Below are 24,294 nucleotides of genomic sequence, written 5' to 3' on the forward strand. Positions count from 1 at the left end.
TCAATGTTTGTGAAAATGTCACGCATTTTTATTTTAGCGATTCAACTCGCTAAAGTATTTGCCTGAAAAAGGACGTGGGAAATTGGCATCTAAGTTATTTGCATTAGATATAGGAACAAGATCTGTAGTTGGAATTATACTAGAAGAGCGCAATGAGACCTTTCATGTTGTCGATATATTAGTCGAGGAACATAAAGAACGGGCAATGGTCGACGGGCAAATACATAATGTATTGAAAGTGGCGGAAGTAATCCAATCGATCAAAAAACAACTCGAGGAAAAACATGGTCCACTTGAGAAAGTAAGTGTTGCAGCAGCAGGACGCGCATTAAAAACAGAACAAGCAGAGGTTAAACTGGATATTAAAAATAGACCTATCTTTTCAGAGGATGATATAAGCCGACTAGAGCTTGCAGCCGTTCAACAGGCACAAAATAATATTGTACAAAACGACACTGAAACGGAATCGAGCCATTATTACTGTGTTGGATATAGTGTTTTATACTACCGATTAGATGGTGAGGAAATCGGTAGTTTGGTAGACCAACAAGGTCGTGAAGCATCTATAGAAGTAATCGCAACCTTTTTGCCACGAGTAGTTGTCGAATCATTACTTTCTGCTTTAAAGAGAGCTAATTTAGAAATGGAAGCTTTAACATTAGAGCCTATTGCAGCGATCAATGTACTAATCCCTCCCACTATGCGGAGACTTAATGTAGCCCTGGTAGACATTGGCGCTGGAACTTCCGATATTGCAATTACCGACTTTGGTACCGTTGTTGCATACGGAATGGTTCCAAATGCAGGGGATGAAATTACAGAAGCATTAAGTGACCATTTCTTACTCGATTTTCCACTTGCAGAAGATGCAAAAAGAGCGATTAATACGAATGATTTTATACCAATACAAGATATCTTAGGATTCGAGCAAAACATTCCAAAAGAAGAAATGATAGCAGCAATTAAACCGGCAATATTAGAACTAGCCACATCCATTTCAACTGAAATTCTCCGGCTGAATAATAACCGATCAACGAAAGCCGTCATGCTAGTCGGTGGAGGAAGCTTAACCCCTTCCCTTACCACAATTCTAGCTGATAAACTAAATCTACCTGCAAATCGTGTGGCAGTCCGAGGAATTGATGCTATTCAAAGTTTAACAAAAGAAGCACATATTCCTGTATCTCCTGAACTAGTTACACCGATCGGAATTGCAATTGCAGCAAAACGTGCACCAATACAATATATGTCGGTAAAAGTTAATAACCAAGTCGTTCGCCTATTTGAGCTAAAAGAAATGACTGTAGGGGATGCACTGCTTGCAGCGAATATCCCTACGCGCCAGTTATACGGCAAACCAGGAGCAGCCCTTTCCGTAGAAGTAAATGGGCAACCGATACATATTCCAGGTGAACATGGGAAACCAGCTGTAATTATGTTAAATGGACTAAAAACTAATACAAAAGAAGTGATAAAAAATAAAGATATTATTGAAATATTAGAAGGCGAGAACGGAAAAGAGGGTTCCGCTTCTGTCCGTGATTTAATCGATAATGCTTCTGTCAAAACGATCTATTTTCAAGGCGTTTCACATACAGTTGAACCTACTGTAAAAGTTAATGGAAAAGCAATTTCTATTGACACTGCATTAAAAGAAAGAGACAAAATAACAGTCGATACGCCACAAACAGTGGAACAAGTTTTACATGCTCTTCGAAAAGAACATTATATCGCCCAGTTGTCTCCTTATTCGGTTACGATTAACGATAAAAATCATTATATACCGGACCTGTCATCGAAATTATTGTTAAACGGAAACATAGTAAAGCTTACGTATCCGGTTCAAGACAATGATGTCCTAGAAGTAGGTGCTGCGAATCCTCCGACTTTGCAACAACTCGCTAATCAATTGGATAAGAAATTGACGGAACATATTACAGTTACTTTCCAAGGAGAAGCAGTCGAGCTAACGAGAGAATGTGCGGTTGTAACAATTGGAGAGAAGAGGGTATCGCCTATGGATTATATACCAAGCGGAACAAGTCTTCAATGGAAGCAGGAAAACCATTCTCCGTGGATTTTCCAGGATGTATTCCGTTTTACGAATTGGAATATGCCAGAAGGTGCCAGTTCGTTTCAAATTATTAGAAATGGACAGCCCTCTAGATTTGACGAAGAAATTTTTGGTGGGGATCTATTAGAAATAATCCTCAAGTAATATAAAAAAACGAAACGAGTCGATGCTCGTTTCGTTTTTTATTATTTATTCGAGTTATCAGTACCTACGACCGCTTCTTTTAGCGCCTCTGCAACTGCTGTAGTATCTTCTTGTTCTGCAGTTACCTCGTCTGTTGTATTCGAAATGGTCTCCATATAATCCATAGGTTCTTCACCTTCATAGGAAGCAGTACCATCGTCTAAAGGAGATGTTGGTTGCCCTTTAATAGATTTTACTTTATCAACTAATTGGCCGGATTGCTCTTGTAGTTGCTTCGAGATTTGTGACGTCTTCTCTTTAGCAGTTGAAGATAAATCTAACGTTTTTTCTTTTAATTGTCCTGCTTGCGTAGAAAGGTTACCACGAAGCTCAGATCCCGTTTTAGGAGCTAACAATAATGCAGTCGCAGCGCCGATAATACCACCGATGAATACTCCAATGATAAAATCCTTCCCATTTACTTCTTCTTCTCGATATACATTATCTCTTGTTTCGTTGTAGTAAGGTACTGCTGGGTAATTTGGAGTTGCTTGTCTATCATACGATGTTTGGTTCGCATAATATTCATGATTATAAGATGCTTCGTTATAATTTGGTTTTTTTGTTTCGTGATTGCTCATCTGAATTCCTCCAATTTATAAGTTTGAATTTTTATTCTGTTCGTAAGTATGATAACCCGCTTGCTCTAACTCTTTTCTTTCTTTCCATTTATCTCGTATTCCTAATACTACATTACTCCACTGGACAACTTGTGCTATTTTCTCTTCGTTCTTTGCTACCTCAGATGTAACAGAAGTTGTTAGACGCTGGATAGAATGGTTAAAGCCATTTACAGAAGTTCCTACATTTTTTACAGCATCGACAACTGTATTTAGTTTTTCAGACTTCTCTTGGATATCTTCCGCTAATCCATTCGTTTTATGAAGAAGTTCCGCTGTCTCCTTTGTAACATTTTGTAGATTTGTATCAAGTCCATCTAAAGTGTCCGCAACATTATTTAAAGTCTTTTTAACTGAAAACAATGTAACAGCTAGACTTATACAGAGCACTAAAAATGCAACTGCAGCTATGATAGCAGCTATGTATAAAAGATTTTCCATTTTGTCTTCTCCCCTTTTTTCATTGACCTATAACATTTTTACCCTAAAAGAATAAAATTAAACTTCTTTCTCTATATTACTATACTACGTTTCTTTCAAATATCCTTTAAAAAAATGCTTAATCACTAAAGGATTAAGCATTTTTTTCAGCTATTTAGTTTTTCTTCGAAAGCTTGCTGATATTTTTGTACATCTCCAGCTCCCATGAAAAGATAAACCGCCTCTTCATAGCCAAGTAATTGATCTACCGTCTCTTCATGTAAAATATGACTGTTTTCGATTAAATCTGCAAGTGTTTGAACGGACAATTCCCCAGCGTTTTCTCGAGCAGAACCGAAAATATCACATAAATAGACTTGATCGGCTAAACTAAGACTATCGCTAAATTCATGCAAAAACTTTTTCGTTCTTGTAAATGTATGTGGTTGAAATATCGCAACAATTTTTCGTTTAGGATATTTTTGCTGCGCTGATTGAATCGTTGCTTTAATTTCTGTTGGATGATGGGCATAATCATCAATAATAACACGGTCGCCGATAATCGTTTCAGTAAAGCGTCTTTTCACACCTTCAAATGTTTCTAGTCCTTTTTGGATAATATCCGCTGGAACTTCTTCATAATGGCATAAAGAGATAACTGCAAGTGAATTTAACACAGCGTGGTCCCCGAACAAAGGAATCGTAAAGCGCTCATAGAATTCATTTCGTACAAATACATCAAAAGAGGTTCCTTCTGTTGTTTTTTCGATATTTCGGGCTGCGAAATCATTATGCTCTCCAAAACCATAATAGACTACTGGTACCGGTGCTTTAATCTTTTGTAGATAGACATCGTCGCCACAAGCGATAATTCCTTTTTTCACTTGCATCGCCATGGATTGAAATGCATTAAATACATCCTCAATATCTTGGAAATAATCTGGGTGATCAAAGTCAATATTGGTCATGATCGCATAATCCGGACTGTAGGCTAAAAAATGTCTACGATATTCACATGCCTCAAAAACAAAGTTCGCTGCATCCTTTTCTCCTTTTCCAGTGCCATCACCGATTAAAAAAGAAGTAGGTGCATACCCACTTAAAACATGAGAAAGCAATCCAGTTGTAGACGTTTTGCCATGCGCACCTGTTACTGCAATGGAAGTAAATCGGCTCATATAGTCACCTAAAAAGTTATGGTAACGAATGACTTCCAAACCTAGTTCCTTTGCTTTTATAAGCTCAGGGTGACTATCAGGAAAAGCATTTCCTGCAATAATTGTCATCCCCTCATCAATATTTGCTTCATCAAATAACAACACATTTATATTTCTTTCATGTAAAGGCTTTTCTGTAAAGAAATATTTCTCAATATCAGAGCCTTGTACCTCATTTCCTACATCATGTAATATCTGTGCCAATGGGCTCATTCCAGAGCCTTTGATACCTGTAAAATGATACTTTGTCATACGTTGTAAACCTCCTGGGGCTATCCCCGCTTAAATACACCACTAGTTAATCCATTGTTACTTTCATCTATCATTTATATGCGTAGACGTACTCCCCATTATATCATTTTTTCATCCATACATTTAATAAACAATATTAACTAAATATTTGATCTAAACTATCATTAGTAAGTAACACATCTCTTGCTTTACTACCTTTTTGCTCCGAAATATAACCACACTCATACATGGCATCTATTAGCCTTGCAGCCCGGTTATATCCAATATGAAATTTACGCTGTAACAAAGAAGTCGAAGCAGATCCTTGCTCTACGATAAAGCGGCATGCTTCTTCAAATAGATCATCTTGCTCAGATGTTTCTGCTTTTTGCAACAATTCCTCTTGTTCAAATATATAGTCAGGAGTCCCTTGACTTCTCGCATATTCGATAATCGCTTCGATTTCATCGTCAGTTACATAAGTACCTTGTATGCGAACAGGACTGGACATGCCATTTCCTTGATACAGCATATCTCCTTTACCTAATAAACGTTCGGCTCCTTGTTGATCTAAAATCGTACGTGAATCAATTTGAGAAGAGACAGAAAAAGCAATACGTGTAGGAATATTCGCTTTAATAAGCCCTGTAATAACATCTACAGATGGACGCTGAGTAGCTAAAGCTAAATGAATACCACATGCTCTCGCTTTTTGTGCAATGCGACAAATAGCATCTTCCACTTCTGCAGGAGCCATCATCATTAAGTCCGCAAGCTCATCAATCACAATCACGATGTATGGAAGTTTTTGAGCAAATTTTCTTTTTTCCGTTGCAAGTGCGTTGTATCTGCTAATATCACGAACGCCAATATGCGCAAACAGCTGATAGCGACGCTCCATTTCCTCAACAGCCCATTTAAGTGCTGCAGTTGCAGCTTTTACATCTGTAATGACCGGACTTATCAAATGCGGAATATGATTAAAAGGAGCCAGCTCTACCATTTTAGGATCGATTAATAGTAATTTTACTTCCTCAGGTGTTGCTTTATACAACAAACTAACAAGTAAAGAGTTAATAAATACTGATTTCCCCGATCCTGTTGCTCCTGCTATTAAGCCATGCGGCATTTTCCGTAAATCTAGAGTTACCGGTTTTCCAGTAAGATCAAGTCCAAGCGCAGCTTCAAGTGGTGAATCCGATTGTACAAAAACGTCCGTATTAAGCACTTCGGAAATGCGAACTGCTCGCGATGTCCGGTTAGGTATTTCAATACCAATCGATCTTTTTCCCGGAATTGGTGCTTGAATACGTATATCCTTTGCAGCAAGTGCTAATTTCAAATCATCTGCTAAATTGCGAATCTTACTTACCTTCGTCCCATGACCTACCGTCAACTCAAACTGTGTGACGGCTGGTCCTTGAACCATTTGAACAATTTCACCTGTTACTTGGAAATGGGATAATGCCTCTACTAATGTATATGCCTGTTCTTCCATCCACTCTTTATCTTCATCTTTCATTTCGGGAGGGAGCAAATAACTGAATGATGGTGTCGTGTAATTAGATAGAACAATTTCCTGCTCCACTTGCTCTTCATTTTCAATTGGAGTGGTTTCAGCTACATCAATTTTCTCTATAGGCTTTTGTTGTATATTATTTATATTTAGTCTATTCATCTTTTGATTATCTGATTTCAACATTAGAACATTAAACGGACGAATATTTTCTTTTTTAACTTCTAATTCCTCTTCCCTTGCATGTTCCAATACAGCTAATGGTTGTTCTTCCGGTAATGACGCTGCAGTTTCTTCGGAAGCAATTTCTTGTGGAGCTAGAGTCCTTGAAGCTTCTATCATGATTGGCTCTTCTGCTTTTTCCTCTTTTTTGATTATTGCCTTTTCCATATGTTGTTTATCTGATTTCAGCATCAATACATTAAAAGGTCGGATATTTTCTTTTTGAACTTTTGGGTTTATTTCCATTTTTTCAACTAGTAGTTCTGATTTTTCTTCTTGCACTTCTCTATTTTCTTGTGTTTCTTCTTTTATTACTTCCGGTGCAACAGGTTTTGCATCTAGTAACTCTAGTGTTTCTTCCGGTACTTCTGCTTGAACTTCCTGTACTTCTGGTCTCTCTTCCGGTATTTCCGGTTGAACTTCTTGTACTTCTGGTTTTTCCACTGGTACTTCCGGTTGAGCTTCCTCTACTTCTGGTCTCTCTTCCGGTATTTCCAGTTGAACTTCTTGTACTTCTGGTTTTTCCACTGGTACTTCCGGTTGAGCTTCCTCTACTTCTGGTCTCTCTTCCGGTATTTCCGGTTGAACTTCTTGTACTTCTGGTTTCTCTTCCGGTACTTCCGGTTTCTCTTCCAGTACTTCCGGTTGAATTTCCTGTACTTCTGTTTTTTCTTCAAGTATCTCAGATTTTGCTTCCAATACTTCTTGTTCTATTGTTAGTACAGACTCTTCTATCTTTCTAATCGTTGATGCGAACTCTTCTTTCTTCTGATGCTGTGGAATGCTAGTTAGAGGTGTTTCCACTCTGGTCAATTTTGTTGTTTTCACTTCTGGTTCTACTGTGTTTTCAATAGGTAGTTGCTTTTCTCGATTTTTAGAAAAGCCATAAATCGGTGATGGTACCTCTGTTGGCGTAAATGCCCTTTTTTTACTTGCTGTCGTAATAATATCATCCGTTGTATTTTTAACTACACGTTGTTCTACTTTCTGTATTTTTCGTTGCTGCCATGTTTCTTGAATGGTGCGTATCGGAGCATTATCTACGACTGATTTGTTATTGGAATTGGAAGTTCCTCTACTTTTCTTGGAAAACCCATATACAGGTGAAGGCACTTCTGATGGTGTAAATCCTCTTTTTTTCCTCAAAATTGCTGGCGTATCATCCACTATAGTCTTGTCTGAACGGTGAATGATTGTCGGTTGCTTCCTTTGTTGCCATTTCTCCTGCGTGTACAAAGGCTTATACAGCTGTTCTTCTTCTGTTAATGGTTTTTCTATAAAAGGCTCTTGCATCGTTTTCTCTTCGTTTTGTTGCTCATATACCGTTTCATTTTTTTCATCATCAGGGATTAACGGAAAGCGGAATGGTGTTTTTGATCGTGTAGTCGAAACCGTTTTCTCTACTACTTCGATTTCTTCTCTATTTTCTTCTTCATTAAGTCCAAATAGTTTTTTAAACCAATTCAATTTCATCACTCTTTCTAATAGATACATTCTATTTTACCAATAAAAACGGTATACGTCCCCTTATATAATAAAAAAGCACACCAGAATGGCATGCTTTTTCATATTTTGATAGAAATTAGCTAATTACCGATAACAAGAGTATGCCTTATGATTCAAAGGCAGTTCCTATTTCGGCGTTTTCGTCTAGAACTAATATACCTTTCACTTCAGGAGCATTTGGTAATGCTAATTCTTTTGCAGAACATAACATTCCACTAGAAGCAATTCCACGAAGCTCTGCATCTTTGATAACCATACCAGAAGGCATCACTGCTCCCACTTTTGCGACAACTACTTTTTGTCCTGCATCCACATTAGGAGCCCCACATACGATCTGTAATGTTGTTTCCCCAACATTTACTTGGCAAACTTTTAATTTGTCTGCATTTGGATGTTGCTCTAATGATTCTACGTAACCAACGACAAACTTAGGTGATAAATCCACTTCTAATTGGTAGTCTGCCCCATTTGTATGTAAAGCTTGCTGCACTTTTTCAACAAACGCTTCTGTAAGCTCCACATTGCCTGTTGTTTCGATTTTTTCATATTTGCTAAAATTAAAAATATTGATCGCTAATACTTCATTTGTTTTTGCATCTCTCACAAGCGTAACGTCACCTTTTGTTTCCGTCACTACTTTTTCTACTTTTTCAGGTGTTACTTGTACTAAAAGTACATCCCCTACGCCAACTTCATTGTAAAAAATATTCATTTGTCTTCGTTCTCCTTTGTTACTCGATTTTTCGCCATGATAAAGATCGGCTCTAAATCTCCATTTTCATATATAAAAGATAATGAAGTAATGGGCACTGTTCCAACTGTGAAGAAATGCATCGTCATTTGAGCTAGAACGTCGTACCCTGTTTCATTTCTTATATCACCAATAATCATAACATCTTGATGGGGTACAGAAACAGTCATATCTCCAACAATTATTTTTTTCATATCTCGAAGAAGTGATTCATTTAACATACGACTAGCATCATATCCATCATTATTATTGAAGAAATAGAATGTGTTGTCCGCTACGACATCTTTTTTATAATTTGTTTCTAAGTTTCTAACTTGGAATAATGCTCTTTCGCGAATTTCTGTTTCCCGAATGTTCCAAGCAGCTAACATTTTTTCATCTAGTAAACGATAGGTGCTTCCCAAGTCTATCGCATAATAAATACGTGTTTCTGCAGTATGGTCTTTTGTGATAAATTTATTTCCCTCATTCGACTTCAAAGGAAATGAGGTGGAACGAATAACTGGATAAACAGAAGAAGCTGGATCAATCTCTCCCGCTTTTTCTTTTTCCATCGCTAAAAATGTGTGATGAATCGTGTAGACTACTTCTTCGATTGCTTGATCCTTTTTCGTTTCGTATTTAGCTAATATAGGAGGTATGGAAATATCAATTCCTTTTCCTATCTCCTTATATGTCAATCGAAGTTTATTTGTCTCGCGATTATAATCATACGTATATATCTCTTCTGATAGTTTTGTTTTTAATACTCTTATTAGTTCTAATGCTTTCACAGTAAATCTTTCCTTTCCATTCAATCCATTAGGCCTCGGTGTAAATGTTGGCTGAAAAAATTTAAACGGTCCACTAGGAGTGAACCGTTTGAATGTTTTACATCGTTTGAAGAAATGATTCAATTTCCTCTTTTGTTTTACGGTCTTTACTAACAAAACGACCTTTTTCCACACCATTTTCGAAAACGATAAAACTTGGAATCCCGTACACATCTAACTGGCCACATAAGTCGATAAATTCATCTCGATTTACAGACACAAATGTAAAACTTGAAAATTTGTCTTCTATTTCTCCCATAAAAGGGTCAATGAAATGGCAGTCCGGACACCAATTCGCTGTAAATTTGAAAACTACCTTTTCCTCTTGTTTTAACTGCTCAAATTGTTCTATGGAAGTTAAATTTTGCATATAAATTCTCCTTTAGTTTGTCGTGATAGATCGAACAATTGTCATCATTTTTTCCAAATTGCCTGCAATATCTTGTTGTTTAGAAATCGTTGACAGTTTGATACCACCAATACTAGTAATGAGCTCGTATTTCTCTTCACTATTTTCAAGAATCGCTACAAAACCAAATCGACCATTTTGTTCAAATGTCTTTTCTTCTACTATATTTAAATTAGTGTCTGCCATCATTAAATCATAATATAATCGACTACCTGGTAATTCGTTAGGGTTGAGAAATAATATATAGGAATCTTTCCCTTTTGAAAGAATAATATTTGTTTCATCAGGCTCATCTTCTATCGAAAAACCACTAGGGATAAATAATTTCATATTGTTTATTTTTTCATTCGGTTTTTCAGCATCACTTTGAAAAACTAACTTAGCATTTTCTATACCATCTTCCACTTCATCTTCGATGGAAGAGCATCCAACTAATAAAATGACAGCTAGCGACACGAAAAGAAATCGCATCCAATTTCGAGTCATTTACTTTCCTCCATTCACAGCATAACTGCTATATATTTTAACGATGATTTACCTTACATGCAACTACAACAACTTCCTGGAAAGCTCATATTGTCCTATTAGAAGGTACATAATATGTTCGAACATCATACTCCTTGTTATAAGACCGTCCGTAAATACACCAATTGCTCCTTCTGCGTGGCGAATTCCTTTCCTATTTGTATAGACGTCCATTACTGGTCCAAGTTCCGCCCCAGCACGTAACTTTTCGGCAACTTCGTCCGGCAAAGGAATACCTGCTCCTGTTGCGGTAAATATGTCTCCATTATTTACGACAAGCGCACCCCAATTACAAATATATAGGATGCCGTCTATTTCTTGTACCCCTCCTTCTAACCCAATTCCAAATAAGGTATCCTGCTGACCTATTAGCTGTTTTGCTCGATTGATCGCTCCCTGTCTCGTTTCTTCATTGCTCATTGGCTGTGCAGATACGAAGGAATCTACTTCCTTATTTACAAAACTGGCATCCGGATAATATAGACTCGCAATTGTTTGCACTGCTTTTGTTTTAGCTTTATTATTAGTTCCTATGTATATTTTCATCAACTTATTCTCCATTTCCAAAAAAAGATGCCTCGAGGGCATCTTTTTTATACGTTTGCTTTAATCGTTTCTAATGTAGTTTGGTCACATGCTTTTACTAGTTTTACTAGTAATTCTTTTGCTGCTGCATAGTCATCTGTATGAATGATAGAAGATGATGTGTGAATATAGCGTGAGCATATACCAATTACAGCACTTGGAATCCCTTCATTGGATGTATGCACTCGACCTGCATCCGTACCACCTTGGGAGATGAAGTATTGGTAAGGGATATCATGTGTTTCTGCTGTATCCAATACAAATTCTCGCATACCGCGATGCGTAACCATTGTACGGTCAAAAATACGTAAAAGTGTCCCTTTTCCAAGTTGACCAAATTCATTTTTATTGCCAGAAGCATCATTTGCAGGGCTAGCATCTAATGCAAAGAATAGGTCTGGTTTAATCATATTTGCAGAAGCCTGTGCCCCACGTAAGCCGACTTCTTCCATTACATTTGCACCGGAATAAAGCATATTCGGTAATTGCTCGTTTTGTACTTCTTTTAATAGTTCAATTGCAAGTCCACAGCCATAGCGATTATCCCAAGCTTTTGCCATGATTTTTTTATCATTAGCCATTGGTGTAAACGGACAAACGGGAACGATCTGATCTCCTGGTTTAATCCCCATGCGCGCCACATCTTCTTTATCGTCTGCACCAACATCAATGAGCATATTTTTTATATCCATCGGCTTGTTGCGTATTTCATCGCTTAGTAAATGAGGAGGAATGGAACCAATTACACCAGGAATTGTTTTTTCTTTTGTTACAATGTCCACACGTTGCGCAAGTAGAACTTGGCTCCACCAACCTCCAAGTGGTTGAAAACGAATCATTCCGTTGTCAGTAATACCGGATACCATGAAACCAACTTCGTCCATATGACCGGCTACTAATATTTTAGGTCCATTTGCATTCCCTTTTTTTAAACCGAAAATACCACCTAGATTATCTTGCACAATCTCATCGGAATATTTCGACAGCTCGCTACGCATAAATGCACGAACTGCATGTTCATTGCCAGGTGCACCTGGTAATTCTGTTAACGTTTTAAATAGTGAACGCGTTTCTTCATTCATATAAAAAAGCCTCCTAAAGCTTATGTAAAAATATATTTTTCAATAAAGATTCCACTTCTATTGTAATAAAAGATGCATTACTTTACTACAATTAAACTTCGAATATCGAATAATTTAAACGACACCGGATGTGTGATACACTAAAAAAAAGGACTGGAGGAAGATAACGATGAAACTAAAAGATTATATGATGGGTTTAGGTACTGGAATTGCTATTGGAATTATCGCAAGTCAAGCCGCTAACAAAATGAATAATCGATCTGCCGAACTCGTTCTAAAAGATATAAAAACAGCATTTAAAGAAGAGGGACCAATTGATGGGTCATGGATTTTAATGAACCCAGAGCCATTTAAAAAAGAGGCTATTCAAACGAACGTATACAAAGGCGGCATTTCCCGCATGAGAGATGGAGAACTTGAGCAGTTTGAATTTGCAGCAGATGCAAAAACTGGTACGGTTGTAGAATTGGTAAAAATGTAAGACAAAAAACTAACATAACTAAAGCCAAGTAAGAAGTAATATGTTTACTTCCTTCTTGGCTTTTTCCATTCTCTTGTCGATGTTGGCCTCGAAGGCGTTGCCACACGATGTGGCGTTCTTAGCCTTTGTTCCTAAAATGCTGAAGACCCTGGACTGAGTGTAGCGAAATTTACTTTTGCGACGAGCTTGCGCAGGAGCAAGGGAAGCGTCTGAAGCCAAGCCGGCGGAAAGCGTCCGCCCTGTAGCGGAAATCCAATCGTCCACTTCATTCAACTCTCTACCGCACAGTATCCCTATACAACAATTAAAATATAAACATGCCGCTCCTAATGCTACTTGACTTATAGGGCTCCATCCATAAATAAAAACAGCTTATGATTATATAAACCATAAGCTGTTTTTATTAAACTTCATTTTAAAAGCCATTCGTTCTCTCTAATTTATCTACTATCTCTTTTCCATCTTCAGACCATTTCACTAATCGGTAAAAAACGTCATGGTAAAAGCTAAACCAATAATTAGATTGTAATGCCTCATTTACCCACTTTTCTTTTGCAAAAACAGAAGTCATCGGATAATCATCATAAGCCAATACCCATAGTGGATTTTGGTGGGCATTTGTAGGCATGAGATCCGCCATATGAATAATCGTCTCATCGTTTTGCTTAAACAGCACAATACTATGTCCGTCACTGTGACCACCAGTGTGGATCATTTCAATCCCATCTACTACTTCTATAGATTCTGTAAATGTCACTACTTGATCTTCTATTGGCTCCCAATTTTCTTTCCAATATGTATTTCGGGAACGGATATTTGGGTTTTTCATTTCATTCCATTCGACGTCCGATACATAAATTTTCGCATTTGGAAAACTGGAGACAAGCCTGTCCTCTACCCATTTAGTTAAGCCACACGCATGATCGAAATGTAAATGTGTCATGATCACTATATCGATTTCTTCTGGGAGAACACCAAGTTGTGCTAAATTGTCTTCCACCTGAGATTGATCTGAAATTCCATAGTTTCGTAGTTGCTTGTCTGTAAATTTTCCATAACCGATTCCTGCTTCTAGTAAAATATTTTGTCCTTTGTGCTGGATGAATAATGGATCGGACGCTAATTCGATTTGATTTTTTTCATTGACAGGATATTTCTTCTCCCATAATGGTTTTGGTACAACACCGAACATGGCACCCCCGTCCATATGTGTTGTCCCGCCTTTTAACCAAGTTAAAGACATGTCGTGAAATTGAAACGTATCCATTCTCCCTTGTCCCCTTTTATACGAATTTTGCTTCAACTCGATAAATCGGCTGCCCTTTTGCAGAAAATTTCTCTTCATACTCCGTCATAATATTATCTTCAGGCATATTTGCGTGCAAATCGAGTGAAACATCTTTTATTAACATACCATAAGCCGACATACTAATTAAAGAGTATTCAAATAAACCGCGATTATCCGTTTTGAAATGAATTTCCGCATTGTCTACTAAAATAGATTCATATAGTTTCAGAAATCCTTCATGCGTTAAACGTCTTTTCGCATGTCTAATTTTTGGCCACGGATCAGAAAAATTCAAATACACGCGGTCTACATCGTTTTTCTCGAAGTACTTTTCTAAATCGGCACCATTTACTTTTAGTAAGCGTAAATTTGATGGAGAGCCTGCAGCAATTGCATTTTCAACCGCGGAAACAATTACACTATCATAAAGCTCTATTCCTATATAGTTAATATCCGGGTTTTGTTTTGCCATTCCTGTAATAAACTGACCTTTTCCTGTACCTACTTCAATATGAAGCGGATAATCATTTTTGAATTCGGACTCCCAATTCCCTTTCAACTCTTCTGGATTTGGAATAACAATTTCAGGGTGGCTATTTATAAATTCATCTGCCCATGGTTTATGTCTTAACCTCATTACGTTAAACTCCTTTTTCTATATGTTTTGCTAAATTCCAAGCTTTTGATATGACCGTAAATATATAAGAGTGGTTTTCCTCTGTTATACAAGAAAATTCCCCATCTACATGTCCGTAAACTTTGTCATGCATGGATATTGTATAGTTTTTCGCTTGAAACTGAATGACTTCTTTATATTTTGTATGTTTTCCAAAAAACACGGTACTAAATATAAATAATAATTTCCATCTTGCCAGCTTGTACACAACGGTCATTTCAATTAATTGATCATTTGGTTTTGATAAAGGAGATATCTTCATCCCTCCACCAAAATAGGGTTGATTGCACACCACAATAAACCAAACATCGTCATACGTTACCATTTTGTCTTCTGTATGTAAAGTGAAAGAAAAACGCTTGAATGTAAATAACTCTTTTATAAGGTATATAATGTAAGTTAACTTACCTAAACCAACTGTATTTAATCGTTTTTTCCATGTAGAATGGTTCACAGAATAAGCAACTTTCGCATCAAAACCAAAACCAGCATTATTCACTACTGGGTATGAATCATGACCAATAGTTAACAAAGCTAGATCCATTTTCACTGATTCATAGTTGCTATGTACGTACTTATTTAATTGCTCAGTCGTTTTAAAAACAGAAAATGTTCGGCCGAAATCATTTCCACTTCCAGCAGAAATGACACCAACACGAACATGATTATATCCTGTCACTCCAACAATGATTTCGTGGACCGTCCCATCCCCGCCAACAGCAATTATCAATAACTCATCTTTACTCGATGTAGCATAGCCTCTCGCAATTTCTGTCGCATGTCCACTTCGCTCCGTTAACACAAACGTATAAGGAAAAGTAATGGCTTCTTTCCATTTCATCCAAATCTTTTTTCCGCGTCCATTGCCAGCATGCTCATTGACGATAAAAACAATGTTATTCATCTTTCTCCTCACTATCTAAATCCCAAGAAGACCTTGAATAGGAAGTAGTTTGCACTAAATTCAAAATAGCTTGTGCAGCTTTAAACTGCATATGTTTCATAGGAGATGGAGAGTTTTTTAACGATGCAAACCATTCTTCATATGTCCTGCTATCGATAAATTGGACATTATAAGAAGAACCAGGATAGTCGATATATCCATTCCTTGATAGAATAACTTTTCTAATTGGTAAATCTATTTCTTCTTTTTTAAAAACTTGCAATAAGATAGATTCCATACGATTAATATTAAGCATTGGACTTAATACCTTTTTCTCTTCTTTTCCACTTTTTCTTATCCAAAAACGGTCCCCGCTACCGATAAATGCATCTAAATTTTGGCCTTCTAGCATGACGATACAAACGATTTCCGTTGGCAAAACAAGCATAATATCCAATTCTATTGGGGCTTTTTTTAACTTTAAAATAGGATAATAAAATAAAAAATAATTATCCGGCAGCGTCTGCATAAACGATCTTAATAAAGTATCTCGCATAAATTTTGGATCCACATACGACTTTTCACGTAAAGTGGAACTTGCCCATTTTAATTGAAAATGAAAAAGCTGATCCAAATACATTCGTTTTAAATCTTCTTTTGTCTGTGGTTCATAAACAATTTTGGGTTCAAAAAAAAGAGGAGTGGGCTCATCCGAGATAGTAATTGCCTCTTCTATTTCCTGATTTTCTTCCTTATTCCGATAAAACAGTTTAGAAAAAATAGATTTTTTCTCTGGTTCCTCTATTTTTTCCTCTTCTGCTTCCATCCAATTATTATGGAATGCCCCTTTTTCGAATGCTTCTTTCGTGCGCTCCCATTGTTGTTTTTTCAATCGAATAAATTGAGTCGGGTATCTTTTCAAATCTTTTTCGTAACGTGAAACATAATCCTGTAGCTTTACTAATTGAGCCATTCTACACCCCACTATTCTGTATACAAACAATTTCCTCATAACGAGGGGAACGATTGTTATTAATCTGGAAAATGGAGAAATGAGAAACATCAAAACTCATTTTTGGTAATTGAAAATCTTTTGTATGCAAGTCGTTCGTTTCTGCCCATTTTTTAGCAATAGTAATATGAGCCCGAAATTCTTTTATGTTGTTTAGCTCGATGACTTTAGATAATTGTTGCACAATTTGCTGGTGTAAATCATGCAAATACTCGCTGTTTTCTATAGCCGTATATATTACGCGAGGTGTTTGTGCATTTCCAAAATGGGATAGACCACTTGTTGTTAGTTTGAACTCTTCCCACTGAATATCTCGTAAACGTTGCGCTATCGTTGCTAAAACATTCGGTTCCACATGCCCTAAGTAAAAGAGCGTGATATGTAAGTCCTCTGCAACTGGCAAAGTTTTATGTGTTTGGTGCACATTTGTATTATCACGCTCATTTACAATTACTTTTGCAATATGCTCGGGAACCTTAATACCGATAAAGTAATGTTGTTTCATACACCAATAGAAGATGGGATTTTGTGTTCAAATGCTTGTTGCAGTTTTTCCGTCCATTCCCCACGTTTACCCTCTCCGATTAGTTGCCCTTCAAGTGAAATGATCGGCATTACCTCTGCATTCGTAGAGGACATAATCATTTCATCCATAGCCAATGCTTGATCTTTCGTAAACGCTTCTTCAACAACTTTTAATCCGATTTCTTCGCAACAATCTAAAATCACTTTTCTTGTAATACCATTTAATATTAAGTTACTTACCGGATGTGTATAAAGCACACCGTCTTTTATGCCATACACATTCGAAGAAGATCCCTCTGTGACGATCTCTCCACGATGCTGAATTGCTTCATAGCAGTCTTTACTAATTGCTTCTTGTTTAGCGAGTACATTACCAAGTAAGTTAAGCGACTTAATATCACAACGGAGCCATCGAATATCCTCTACAAAACACGCTTTTACCCCGTTCTCTAGCTGAGCGAATGGGCGTGTCGTTTCTTTTGTATATGCTGTTAAAACGGATTCCACAGCAGGATTTGGAAAATTATGCTGTCTCGGACTTATACCACGTGTAACTTGAACATATATATGACCATTCTCTACTTCGTTTGTTTCGATTAGTTCATGGAGCATCTTGTGCATAACGTCTTTTGTGTACGGAATCACTAGTTGAATTTTGTCGGCACTTGCATATAAACGATCAATATGCTCTGTTGCTGTAAATACATTGCCGTTATAAATTTTAATTACTTCGTAAATTCCATCACCGAATTGATAACCTCGGTCTTCAAATCCAATTTTCACGTCTTCTTCGTTTATAATTTCGTCATTCCATAAAATTTTATCCATTATTTTTCACCCGCTTCTATATTTTTACCTGCAAGTTCAACGATTGCATCCGCATAAATTGCTGTAGCTTTTATCAAATCTTCAATATCCACATATTCATCTAGTTGGTGCGCAACATCTTTTCTACCCGGAAAAAGCATACCGAACGCCACCCCTTTATCGAGTACACGTGCATATGTCCCTCCACCAATGGATAGAAGCTTAGCTTCTTCTCCAGTATTTCTTTTATATACTTTTTGCAATGTTTGGATTAACTCATCCTTTTCATCGACATGATGCGGAGCAGAATTAGAACCTAAATCTAGTGTAATGCTCATTTGCTTCAGTACTTCTCGACAAGCAGCAAGCTTTTTTTCAAAAGGATACGTAACAGAATAACGCATACTTACCTGCGTGCATGATCCTTGTTCTGGGGCATAGTGAATAACCCCAGGATTAAGCGTAGTATCGCCTGAAATCTCATCCGTAAAGTTTAAAGCGAGATTATGTCCTCTGCTATCTTCTCCGAAGCCTTCAACTAAAAAGTCTACAAAAGCTTTCGAATGATCGGTTAAATTAATCGTTTGTAAAAATTTCGCAAGTACGATTGCTGCGTTAACTCCTTCATCCGGTTCCATAGCATGTGCAGATTTTCCGTGGACTAATACTTTTACCGTGGGACCTTGAGGAGCAACTTCCCCGGTAATGCCATGTTCTTTTGCAAAAACATCAAACTTTTCTTTAATCGTAATTAGTCCACCAAATACAAAGGCAAAAGCTTCATCCGGTACCATATTTGTTCGTTTTCCAGCTTGGAAGAACTGAATTGTTTCTGTTTCAGGGGAACCTGTTTGCGTAAATATTAAACTGGCAATTCCTTTTTCTGCATTAATAATTGGAAAATCCGCATCCGGAGCAAACCCAATTGTAGGCATTTCTTCTTTTTGAAAATAGCGATCTACGCAACGAAAGCCACTTTCTTCGTCCGTTCCAATAATCATGCGCACTTTTTTAGAAAGCTCAATTCCAGATTCTTTTACTAATTTCATCGCCATCCATGCGGCAATGGTTGGTCCTTTATCATCTATAGCACCTCGGCCGTATACTCGATCGTTCGCCACGATGCCCTCAAATGGTGGGTAAGTCCAGCCATTTCCTTCTGGTACTACATCTACATGACAAAGAATACCTAGAATTTCTTCACCTTCGCCCATTTCAATATGTCCAGCCATATTATCTACATTTTTTGTTGTAAAACCGGCTTGTTCTCCTTCACGCAGCATATGTTGTAATGCTTCTAAAGGTTTTGGACCGAAAGGCATGTCATCTGTAGCTAGATCTTTTTGTAGCACACTTGGGATTTGAATAAGCTTTTGTAACTCTGTAATTATTTCTTCTTTCTTTTCTTCTGCAAGTTTTAGCCAGTTCATAAGACAACCACCTCTACGATTAATGTATATAGCTATTTTACACTTATTTTAACAGGACGTCTTTTAAAAAAATTTATAACTTATGAATGCCTGTACTTTCAGATTTTTATATTAAATCTTTGTAAATTAATTTGTTTTGATAGAAATTTGGTAGAAAATCTACTATAATTAAATTGTCAGATAATACTATTGACTACCAATATAGTAAAGGGGCTGTAAATTGCAATTATCTAGTTGCTTTTCACCCATGTCGTCCGCTAGTCTAGCCAAGAGATATGATGATGAAGGAGTGGTTACTCATGAAACCTACTACTGATCGGATGCTCAATCGAATTAAAGACATGTACATGTTCATCCGAGATAACGGAACTGTTACAACACAAGACTTAGTCGATGAATTTGGCATCACTCCTCGCACCATTCAGCGAGATTTGAATGTGCTTGCTTTTAATGACTTAGTTATTAGTCCAACAAGAGGCAAATGGACCACGACGAACAAACGCGTTAAATTAACATCTTAGATAGCTTCAATATGAAAAGAATGACCATGCTCAAAATTTAAGCGAGGTCATTCTTTTGCTGTATTTGCTCTAATTCTTCTTCTGTTAATTCCCTATAAGTCCCTTCTACAAGTGACTCATCTAGCTTAAGGGTACCCATTGAAAGTCTTTTTAAGTAGACTACCTTCTTCCCTACTGCTTCAAACATTCTTTTAACTTGATGAAATTTCCCTTCTGTAATTGTTAATTCAATTTCAGAAATGGACCCACTTTTTAAAATTTGCAGTAATCCGGGTTTAGTATGATAGCCGTCATCTAATGTGACTCCATTTTTAAAAGCTTCTATATCAGTCTCGTTAACAATACCTTGCACTTTAGCAAAGTATACTTTAGGCACCTCTTTGTTTGGCGACAGCAAACGATGCGTTAATGCACCGTCATTTGTAAGCAAGAGCAGCCCCACTGTATCCTTATCCAGCCTCCCGACTGGATAAGGTTCGAAATGTCGCACATCATCATCCAATAGATCGATGACGGTTTTATCCCTTGTATCTTCTGTTGCAGATACAACGCCTGCTGGTTTATTTAACATTAAATAAATGAACTGTTTATATTCTATCACTTCCCCGTAAACAGATACTCTATCGCTATGTTCATTTACATGCATGGAACTATCCTTTACAGTAACTTCATTTACTTGAATTGCCTTTGACTTGATCAATAGCTTAACTTCTCTTCTTGTTCCAAAGCCCGTATGAGCTAGAAATTTATCTAATCGCATATCGTTCTCCTAAAAACCAATTTTTTTCGTATATTTTGTGAGTCTTTCTCCAAAGAGTTTTTGTGCAAGACCTAATCGCAATGTCACATATCCATAAAAAGCAGCACCGATGGAAGCACAAACGAAGATGACTACTAACGCTTCCAGCTTATGATCAATCATGACCATTTTTTCAATACCCCATTTGGAAAGGAATACAAGCATTAACATAGCTACATTTACCACAACGATTAATAGAATTCTTCTAAATACCATCGTTGATTTGTAATGTAAAGTTTTTCGAATCGCAAACATATTTAACCCTATTGCTACAATATAACCTAATGAGGTAGCCAATATTGCACCGTCTGTTTCAAACGCTTTAATGAGTGGCGTATTTAATACAAGCTTTGTTAATATACCTATTAACAAATTCAATATAATAAGTTTTTGACGATCTATCCCTTGCAAAATCGCTGTTGTCACTGGATAAAGCGCAAATAATATAGCTACAGGTGCATAATGAGCAAGCACTGTCGCCCCTGTTTCACTTTGCTCGTAAAACACTAAGTAAAATTCATTCGCTAAAACGGAAATTCCCATTGCAGCTGGTACAGTTAGGAATAGTAATATTTGAAAAGTTTGGTCTAATGATTTTCTTACTTGGCCAAAATCTTGCTTAGCGTAATAACTTGTGATTAACGGAATTAACGTCATGGAAAATCCTGTTGCTAGCATTACAGGGATCATTACTAATTTGTGTGTGGAAAAGTTGAGCATTCCAAGTAATGTGTTGGAAATTTCTCCATTAATACCTATTTTCAACATTGCTCGGTTAAATGTAATCATATCGATAAATTGGAATAATGGATTGATAACACCGACTAAAGCAAATGGAATGGTGTAAATCAGCATCTCTTTATAAATATTTGTAAGTGAAACATCAGAAGTCATTTTACCACTCGAATTGAGCAATCCATTAAACTCTGGCTTTAATTTTTTCCAATACCAATATAAAACGATTAAACTTGCAATCGCCCCTAAAAACGCAGCAAACACTGCAAAAGAAATCGCGGTTTTTTCAGAACCTTTGAAAATATAAACGACCATAAATCCGCCTGCTAGTACAAACAGAATACGTACAATTTGCTCAAATAACTGTGAAACTGCTGTAGGAGACATATGTTGATACCCTTGGAAAAATCCTCGGATTAAACTCATGACAGGTACAACAATAACCGCAAAACTTACATATTTAATAACGGTTGCTACATCTTCTACAGTAAACAGTGCCTCATCATCTTTAATGATGAGATGAGCTATCGGTTCCGACATTGCAAATAAAATGATAAACCCTAAAACTCCTGTACCCATCATCAGTAGCATACTGGACTTTACTAATTTTCGACCAGTTGCATAATCCCCAAGCGCATTATATTTTGAAACAAACTTAGAAACAGCGATTGGCACTCCAGAAACAGCAATCGCTAGCATAATGGAATACGGTACATATGCGTATTGGTATAGTGCTACATAATCTTCCCCAATGATTTGGTAAAAAGGAATAACATATAGTACACCCAAAATTCTTGATAACAAGAGACCAACTGTCAAAATCATTGTCCCTTTTAATAAATTCGAAGCCATCAAACCCGCCCAATCCTATCAAATTCGCCTCGACGTATTTGCTCCTTCTCAAGCTCGTCGCAGAAAACAGTGTTGCCCAGATTATGTAAAGAAGTTAGCCTAATAACTTCTCATCCTTGACAAATGCTTAATTGCCTGCATCACGAAGGCCTAAGCTCGCTCGAGATATTTTCTATAATCTGTGGCATCCGCCGGAGGCTTTAACTTTATTCAGTAGTTATTTTTTGCTTCTGTGCAAGAAAATATTGCTGAATGAAGTTAAATTGTCTACACTACAGTTTACATCTGTCTCATGAAAACTACAATCGTGTATAATAAAGAAAAAAGTGAAAGTGTGAACTAATTATGTATGACGTTATTGTAATCGGTGGGGGTCCATCAGGATTAATGGCCGCTGCAGCTGCTGGAGCAGAAAAGAAAAAAGTATTACTTATTGAAAAAGGATCGAAACTCGGTAAAAAACTTGCTATTTCTGGTGGAGGACGCTGTAACGTAACCAATCGACTTCCTCAAGAAGAAATAGTCAAAAATATCCCGGGAAATGGACGTTTTTTATTCAGTCCCTTCTCCGTTTTTAATAATGAAGATATTATTGCGTTTTTTGAAAATCTTGGGGTCGCCTTAAAAGAAGAAGATCACGGAAGAATGTTTCCAGTTTCTAATAAGGCAATGGATGTTGTAAATGCATTACTTGATGAATTAGAAAGATTACATGTAGAAATTAAATTAAATTCCCCAGTTGCAAAGCTGTTAATGAATGACGAAAAAGTAATTGGCGTCCGCCTTAGTACAGGTGAAGAAATTGTTGCACCAGCTGTTGTTGTTGCAGTCGGAGGAAAAGCAGTTCCGCAAACTGGATCCACTGGTGACGGCTATCCTTGGGCTGAAAAAGCTGGACATACAGTTACGGATCTCTATCCGACAGAAGTTCCTTTACTATCAAGCGAGTCTTTTATTAAATCGAAAGATCTTCAAGGTCTTGCACTACGAGATGTTGCCGTTTCTGTACTGAAGAAAAATGGTAAACCGATTATTACCCATCAAATGGACATGCTATTTACCCATTTCGGCTTAAGCGGGCCAGCCATTTTGCGTTGTAGCCAATTCGTTGTAAAAGAACAAAAGAAAAATGGCGGACAGCCTGTTCAAATTCGCATCGATAGTTTACCCGATCAAAACGAAGAGCAGACCTTCCAATCTCTTCTTTCTTCCATCAAAGAGGATCCCAAAAAAGCGGTGAAAAATGTTTGGAAAGGGATTGTGCCGGAAAGATGGTTATTATTCTTGCTTCAGCGTGCGGGTATCCAGGAAAGCGAAGATGGGCAAAACCTAGCGCACGATAAAATAAGAGAACTTGCACATCAGCTGAAACAATTTACGGTGGACGTTTATGGTACACAGCCTCTCGATAAAGCATTTGTAACAGGTGGTGGCGTATCTATTAAAGAAATTGAACCGAAAACAATGGCTTCTAAGAAAAAAGCAGGACTTTATTTCTGTGGGGAAATTTTAGATATTCACGGATATACAGGTGGTTATAATATTACATCCGCTCTTGTAACTGGGAAAATTGCAGGTATGAGTGCTGCACTATCCTATAATTAATAAGCAATATAGAGAAACTGTGCGGTAGTTATCGGAGTCTCACCCCAACTAAACTTGTTATTTTAAGAAATGGTTGCTTTCCATGACAATTTGGTTGCTCTCATACAGATTTAGTTGCTTTCGGAGTAAAATTGGTTGCTTTCAGTGAAGTCGATACTGAATAAGTAAGAAATATCTATTGATTTTCGCTCCAGACGGCGAGGTCAACAGGATGTCGGTTTCAAAGGCGTTACCACACGATGTGGCGTTCTTAGCCTTTGTTCCACTTGGGCTAATGAGACATCCCAACGTACGCCTAAGCGGCGGGGATGGAGTGAATCACGGTGGACACCTATTAAAGCCTTACCGCGCAGTATCCCTAAAATGTGCAACTATTTATTAGCTACCTCAAAATATAAATTGAATTTTAACACTATTTATAATACAATAGTCTTTAACAAGCGATGAGGAAGAATAGTAGCGATGTAAAATGCTTAAGAGAGCTGACGGTTGGTGCAAGTTAGTAGCAGACATGTCGTGAATGGGCT

At 37.2% G+C, this 24,294-nt stretch carries 24 protein-coding genes and 1 other annotated feature (1 of these 25 only partly in view); of the genes, 5 read left to right on the top strand and 19 right to left on the bottom strand.

What is annotated here, in order from left to right; translation table 11 throughout:
* Window positions 1-82: 82 nt before the first annotated feature.
* On the top strand, window positions 83-2,218 hold the full coding sequence (locus FG382_RS10305) for a cell division protein FtsA (RefSeq protein WP_142538819.1): 2,136 nt from the start codon (window positions 83-85) through the stop codon (window positions 2,216-2,218).
* A gap of 41 nt (window positions 2,219-2,259) precedes the next feature.
* Here the strand turns inward: FG382_RS10305 and FG382_RS10310 are convergent, their stop codons facing one another.
* The 10 genes from FG382_RS10310 to FG382_RS10355 form a co-directional block, all read right to left on the bottom strand.
* The gene (locus FG382_RS10310) at window positions 2,260-2,838 is read right to left on the bottom strand and encodes a YtxH domain-containing protein (RefSeq protein ID WP_142538820.1); all 579 of its coding nucleotides are present in this window, start codon (window positions 2,836-2,838) and stop codon (window positions 2,260-2,262) included.
* 15 nt (window positions 2,839-2,853) lie between these two features.
* Window positions 2,854-3,318, bottom strand: a complete 465-nt coding sequence (locus FG382_RS10315; protein WP_142538821.1) for a DUF948 domain-containing protein — start codon at window positions 3,316-3,318, stop codon at window positions 2,854-2,856.
* A 146-nt stretch (window positions 3,319-3,464) separates the two neighbouring features.
* On the bottom strand, window positions 3,465-4,766 hold the full coding sequence (gene murC / locus FG382_RS10320; RefSeq protein ID WP_142538822.1) for a UDP-N-acetylmuramate--L-alanine ligase: 1,302 nt from the start codon (window positions 4,764-4,766) through the stop codon (window positions 3,465-3,467).
* Window positions 4,767-4,902: 136 nt separating this feature from the next.
* On the bottom strand, window positions 4,903-7,950 hold the full coding sequence (locus tag FG382_RS10325) for a DNA translocase FtsK (RefSeq protein ID WP_170206492.1): 3,048 nt from the start codon (window positions 7,948-7,950) through the stop codon (window positions 4,903-4,905).
* Between the two features lie 145 nt (window positions 7,951-8,095).
* Entirely contained in the window at window positions 8,096-8,701 is a 606-nt protein-coding gene (gene ytpR / locus FG382_RS10330) for a YtpR family tRNA-binding protein (protein WP_142538823.1), read from the bottom strand.
* A complete protein-coding gene (locus FG382_RS10335; RefSeq protein WP_142538824.1) occupies window positions 8,698-9,513 on the bottom strand; it encodes a DUF1444 family protein in 816 nt (271 codons plus the stop codon). The genes ytpR and FG382_RS10335 overlap by 4 nt, the downstream gene beginning before the upstream one ends.
* 97 nt (window positions 9,514-9,610) lie before the next feature.
* Window positions 9,611-9,922: a thioredoxin family protein gene (locus FG382_RS10340; RefSeq protein WP_142538825.1), complete on the bottom strand. Its 312-nt coding sequence runs from the start codon at window positions 9,920-9,922 to the stop codon at window positions 9,611-9,613.
* Window positions 9,923-9,934: 12 nt separating this feature from the next.
* Window positions 9,935-10,447, bottom strand: coding sequence for a hypothetical protein (locus tag FG382_RS10345; protein ID WP_142538826.1), 513 nt, complete (start codon window positions 10,445-10,447; stop codon window positions 9,935-9,937).
* A gap of 63 nt (window positions 10,448-10,510) precedes the next feature.
* Complete coding sequence (locus FG382_RS10350) at window positions 10,511-11,032, bottom strand: DUF84 family protein (RefSeq protein WP_142538827.1); 522 nt, start codon at window positions 11,030-11,032, stop codon at window positions 10,511-10,513.
* Between the two features lie 47 nt (window positions 11,033-11,079).
* Window positions 11,080-12,153, bottom strand: coding sequence for a M42 family metallopeptidase (locus tag FG382_RS10355; RefSeq protein WP_142538828.1), 1,074 nt, complete (start codon window positions 12,151-12,153; stop codon window positions 11,080-11,082).
* 169 nt (window positions 12,154-12,322) lie between these two features.
* On the opposite strand from FG382_RS10355, the gene FG382_RS10360 reads away from it, so the two are divergent.
* Window positions 12,323-12,634 (top strand): hypothetical protein, encoded by a 312-nt coding sequence (locus FG382_RS10360; RefSeq protein ID WP_142538829.1) that lies wholly within the window; start codon window positions 12,323-12,325, stop codon window positions 12,632-12,634.
* 415 nt (window positions 12,635-13,049) lie between these two features.
* On the opposite strand, the gene FG382_RS10365 is transcribed toward FG382_RS10360, so the two are convergent.
* The 7 genes from FG382_RS10365 to pepV are packed head-to-tail and all read right to left on the bottom strand — an operon-like array spanning window position 13,050 to window position 19,255.
* Window positions 13,050-13,901, bottom strand: a complete 852-nt coding sequence (locus tag FG382_RS10365; protein ID WP_142538830.1) for a YtnP family quorum-quenching lactonase — start codon at window positions 13,899-13,901, stop codon at window positions 13,050-13,052.
* Between the two features lie 16 nt (window positions 13,902-13,917).
* The gene (trmB, locus tag FG382_RS10370) at window positions 13,918-14,559 is read right to left on the bottom strand and encodes a tRNA (guanosine(46)-N7)-methyltransferase TrmB (RefSeq protein ID WP_142538831.1); all 642 of its coding nucleotides are present in this window, start codon (window positions 14,557-14,559) and stop codon (window positions 13,918-13,920) included.
* A gap of 4 nt (window positions 14,560-14,563) precedes the next feature.
* Complete coding sequence (locus FG382_RS10375) at window positions 14,564-15,502, bottom strand: diacylglycerol/lipid kinase family protein (RefSeq protein WP_142538832.1); 939 nt, start codon at window positions 15,500-15,502, stop codon at window positions 14,564-14,566.
* The gene (locus tag FG382_RS10380) at window positions 15,495-16,454 is read right to left on the bottom strand and encodes a nuclease-related domain-containing protein (protein ID WP_142538833.1); all 960 of its coding nucleotides are present in this window, start codon (window positions 16,452-16,454) and stop codon (window positions 15,495-15,497) included. Before FG382_RS10380 ends, FG382_RS10375 begins: the two co-directional genes overlap by 8 nt.
* A 1-nt stretch (window position 16,455) precedes the next feature.
* Window positions 16,456-16,998, bottom strand: a complete 543-nt coding sequence (gene thpR / locus FG382_RS10385) for an RNA 2',3'-cyclic phosphodiesterase (RefSeq protein WP_142538834.1) — start codon at window positions 16,996-16,998, stop codon at window positions 16,456-16,458.
* Entirely contained in the window at window positions 16,995-17,846 is an 852-nt protein-coding gene (gene dat / locus FG382_RS10390; protein ID WP_142538835.1) for a D-amino-acid transaminase, read from the bottom strand. The genes thpR and dat overlap by 4 nt, the downstream gene beginning before the upstream one ends.
* Window positions 17,846-19,255, bottom strand: a complete 1,410-nt coding sequence (gene pepV, locus FG382_RS10395; protein WP_142538836.1) for a dipeptidase PepV — start codon at window positions 19,253-19,255, stop codon at window positions 17,846-17,848. The genes dat and pepV overlap by 1 nt, the downstream gene beginning before the upstream one ends.
* A 299-nt stretch (window positions 19,256-19,554) precedes the next feature.
* On the opposite strand from pepV, the gene FG382_RS10400 reads away from it, so the two are divergent.
* Window positions 19,555-19,776 (top strand): DeoR family transcriptional regulator, encoded by a 222-nt coding sequence (locus FG382_RS10400; protein WP_142538837.1) that lies wholly within the window; start codon window positions 19,555-19,557, stop codon window positions 19,774-19,776.
* A gap of 37 nt (window positions 19,777-19,813) precedes the next feature.
* Here the strand turns inward: FG382_RS10400 and FG382_RS10405 are convergent, their stop codons facing one another.
* Together FG382_RS10405 and FG382_RS10410 are read right to left on the bottom strand one after the other, a co-directional pair.
* On the bottom strand, window positions 19,814-20,536 hold the full coding sequence (locus FG382_RS10405; RefSeq protein WP_142538838.1) for a pseudouridine synthase: 723 nt from the start codon (window positions 20,534-20,536) through the stop codon (window positions 19,814-19,816).
* Between the two features lie 9 nt (window positions 20,537-20,545).
* Window positions 20,546-22,162, bottom strand: a complete 1,617-nt coding sequence (locus FG382_RS10410) for a putative polysaccharide biosynthesis protein (RefSeq protein WP_142538839.1) — start codon at window positions 22,160-22,162, stop codon at window positions 20,546-20,548.
* Window positions 22,163-22,507: 345 nt separating this feature from the next.
* Between FG382_RS10410 and FG382_RS10415 the strand changes: the two genes are divergently transcribed.
* Together FG382_RS10415 and FG382_RS22630 are read left to right on the top strand one after the other, a co-directional pair.
* The gene (locus tag FG382_RS10415) at window positions 22,508-23,767 is read left to right on the top strand and encodes a BaiN/RdsA family NAD(P)/FAD-dependent oxidoreductase (protein WP_142538840.1); all 1,260 of its coding nucleotides are present in this window, start codon (window positions 22,508-22,510) and stop codon (window positions 23,765-23,767) included.
* 211 nt (window positions 23,768-23,978) lie between these two features.
* Window positions 23,979-24,149: a hypothetical protein gene (locus FG382_RS22630; RefSeq protein ID WP_170206493.1), complete on the top strand. Its 171-nt coding sequence runs from the start codon at window positions 23,979-23,981 to the stop codon at window positions 24,147-24,149.
* Window positions 24,150-24,201: 52 nt separating this feature from the next.
* Window positions 24,202-24,294: a binding site (T-box leader), on the top strand; it runs 136 nt beyond the window's last position.

It is taken from the genome of Psychrobacillus lasiicapitis (assembly GCF_006861795.1).
GTDB classification, from domain to species: Bacteria; Bacillota; Bacilli; order Bacillales_A; family Planococcaceae; genus Psychrobacillus; species Psychrobacillus lasiicapitis.

Coding starts and splice junctions, on each gene's coding strand:
- FG382_RS10350 (WP_142538827.1), bottom strand. CDS start 11,032: ATGAAAATATACATAGGAACTAATAATAAAGCTAAAACAAAAGCAGTG.
- dat (WP_142538835.1), bottom strand. CDS start 17,846: ATGGATAAAATTTTATGGAATGACGAAATTATAAACGAAGAAGACGTG.
- FG382_RS10375 (WP_142538832.1), bottom strand. CDS start 15,502: ATGAATAACATTGTTTTTATCGTCAATGAGCATGCTGGCAATGGACGC.
- FG382_RS10340 (WP_142538825.1), bottom strand. CDS start 9,922: ATGCAAAATTTAACTTCCATAGAACAATTTGAGCAGTTAAAACAAGAG.
- ytpR (WP_142538823.1), bottom strand. CDS start 8,701: ATGAATATTTTTTACAATGAAGTTGGCGTAGGGGATGTACTTTTAGTA.
- FG382_RS10345 (WP_142538826.1), bottom strand. CDS start 10,447: ATGACTCGAAATTGGATGCGATTTCTTTTCGTGTCGCTAGCTGTCATT.
- FG382_RS10315 (WP_142538821.1), bottom strand. CDS start 3,318: ATGGAAAATCTTTTATACATAGCTGCTATCATAGCTGCAGTTGCATTT.
- FG382_RS10355 (WP_142538828.1), bottom strand. CDS start 12,153: ATGAATGAAGAAACGCGTTCACTATTTAAAACGTTAACAGAATTACCA.
- FG382_RS10360 (WP_142538829.1), top strand. CDS start 12,323: ATGAAACTAAAAGATTATATGATGGGTTTAGGTACTGGAATTGCTATT.
- FG382_RS10405 (WP_142538838.1), bottom strand. CDS start 20,536: ATGCGATTAGATAAATTTCTAGCTCATACGGGCTTTGGAACAAGAAGA.
- murC (WP_142538822.1), bottom strand. CDS start 4,766: ATGACAAAGTATCATTTTACAGGTATCAAAGGCTCTGGAATGAGCCCA.
- FG382_RS10310 (WP_142538820.1), bottom strand. CDS start 2,838: ATGAGCAATCACGAAACAAAAAAACCAAATTATAACGAAGCATCTTAT.
- pepV (WP_142538836.1), bottom strand. CDS start 19,255: ATGAACTGGCTAAAACTTGCAGAAGAAAAGAAAGAAGAAATAATTACA.
- FG382_RS22630 (WP_170206493.1), top strand. CDS start 23,979: ATGTCGGTTTCAAAGGCGTTACCACACGATGTGGCGTTCTTAGCCTTT.
- thpR (WP_142538834.1), bottom strand. CDS start 16,998: ATGAAACAACATTACTTTATCGGTATTAAGGTTCCCGAGCATATTGCA.
- trmB (WP_142538831.1), bottom strand. CDS start 14,559: ATGAGGTTAAGACATAAACCATGGGCAGATGAATTTATAAATAGCCAC.
- FG382_RS10365 (WP_142538830.1), bottom strand. CDS start 13,901: ATGGATACGTTTCAATTTCACGACATGTCTTTAACTTGGTTAAAAGGC.
- FG382_RS10400 (WP_142538837.1), top strand. CDS start 19,555: ATGAAACCTACTACTGATCGGATGCTCAATCGAATTAAAGACATGTAC.
- FG382_RS10415 (WP_142538840.1), top strand. CDS start 22,508: ATGTATGACGTTATTGTAATCGGTGGGGGTCCATCAGGATTAATGGCC.
- FG382_RS10410 (WP_142538839.1), bottom strand. CDS start 22,162: ATGGCTTCGAATTTATTAAAAGGGACAATGATTTTGACAGTTGGTCTC.
- FG382_RS10380 (WP_142538833.1), bottom strand. CDS start 16,454: ATGGCTCAATTAGTAAAGCTACAGGATTATGTTTCACGTTACGAAAAA.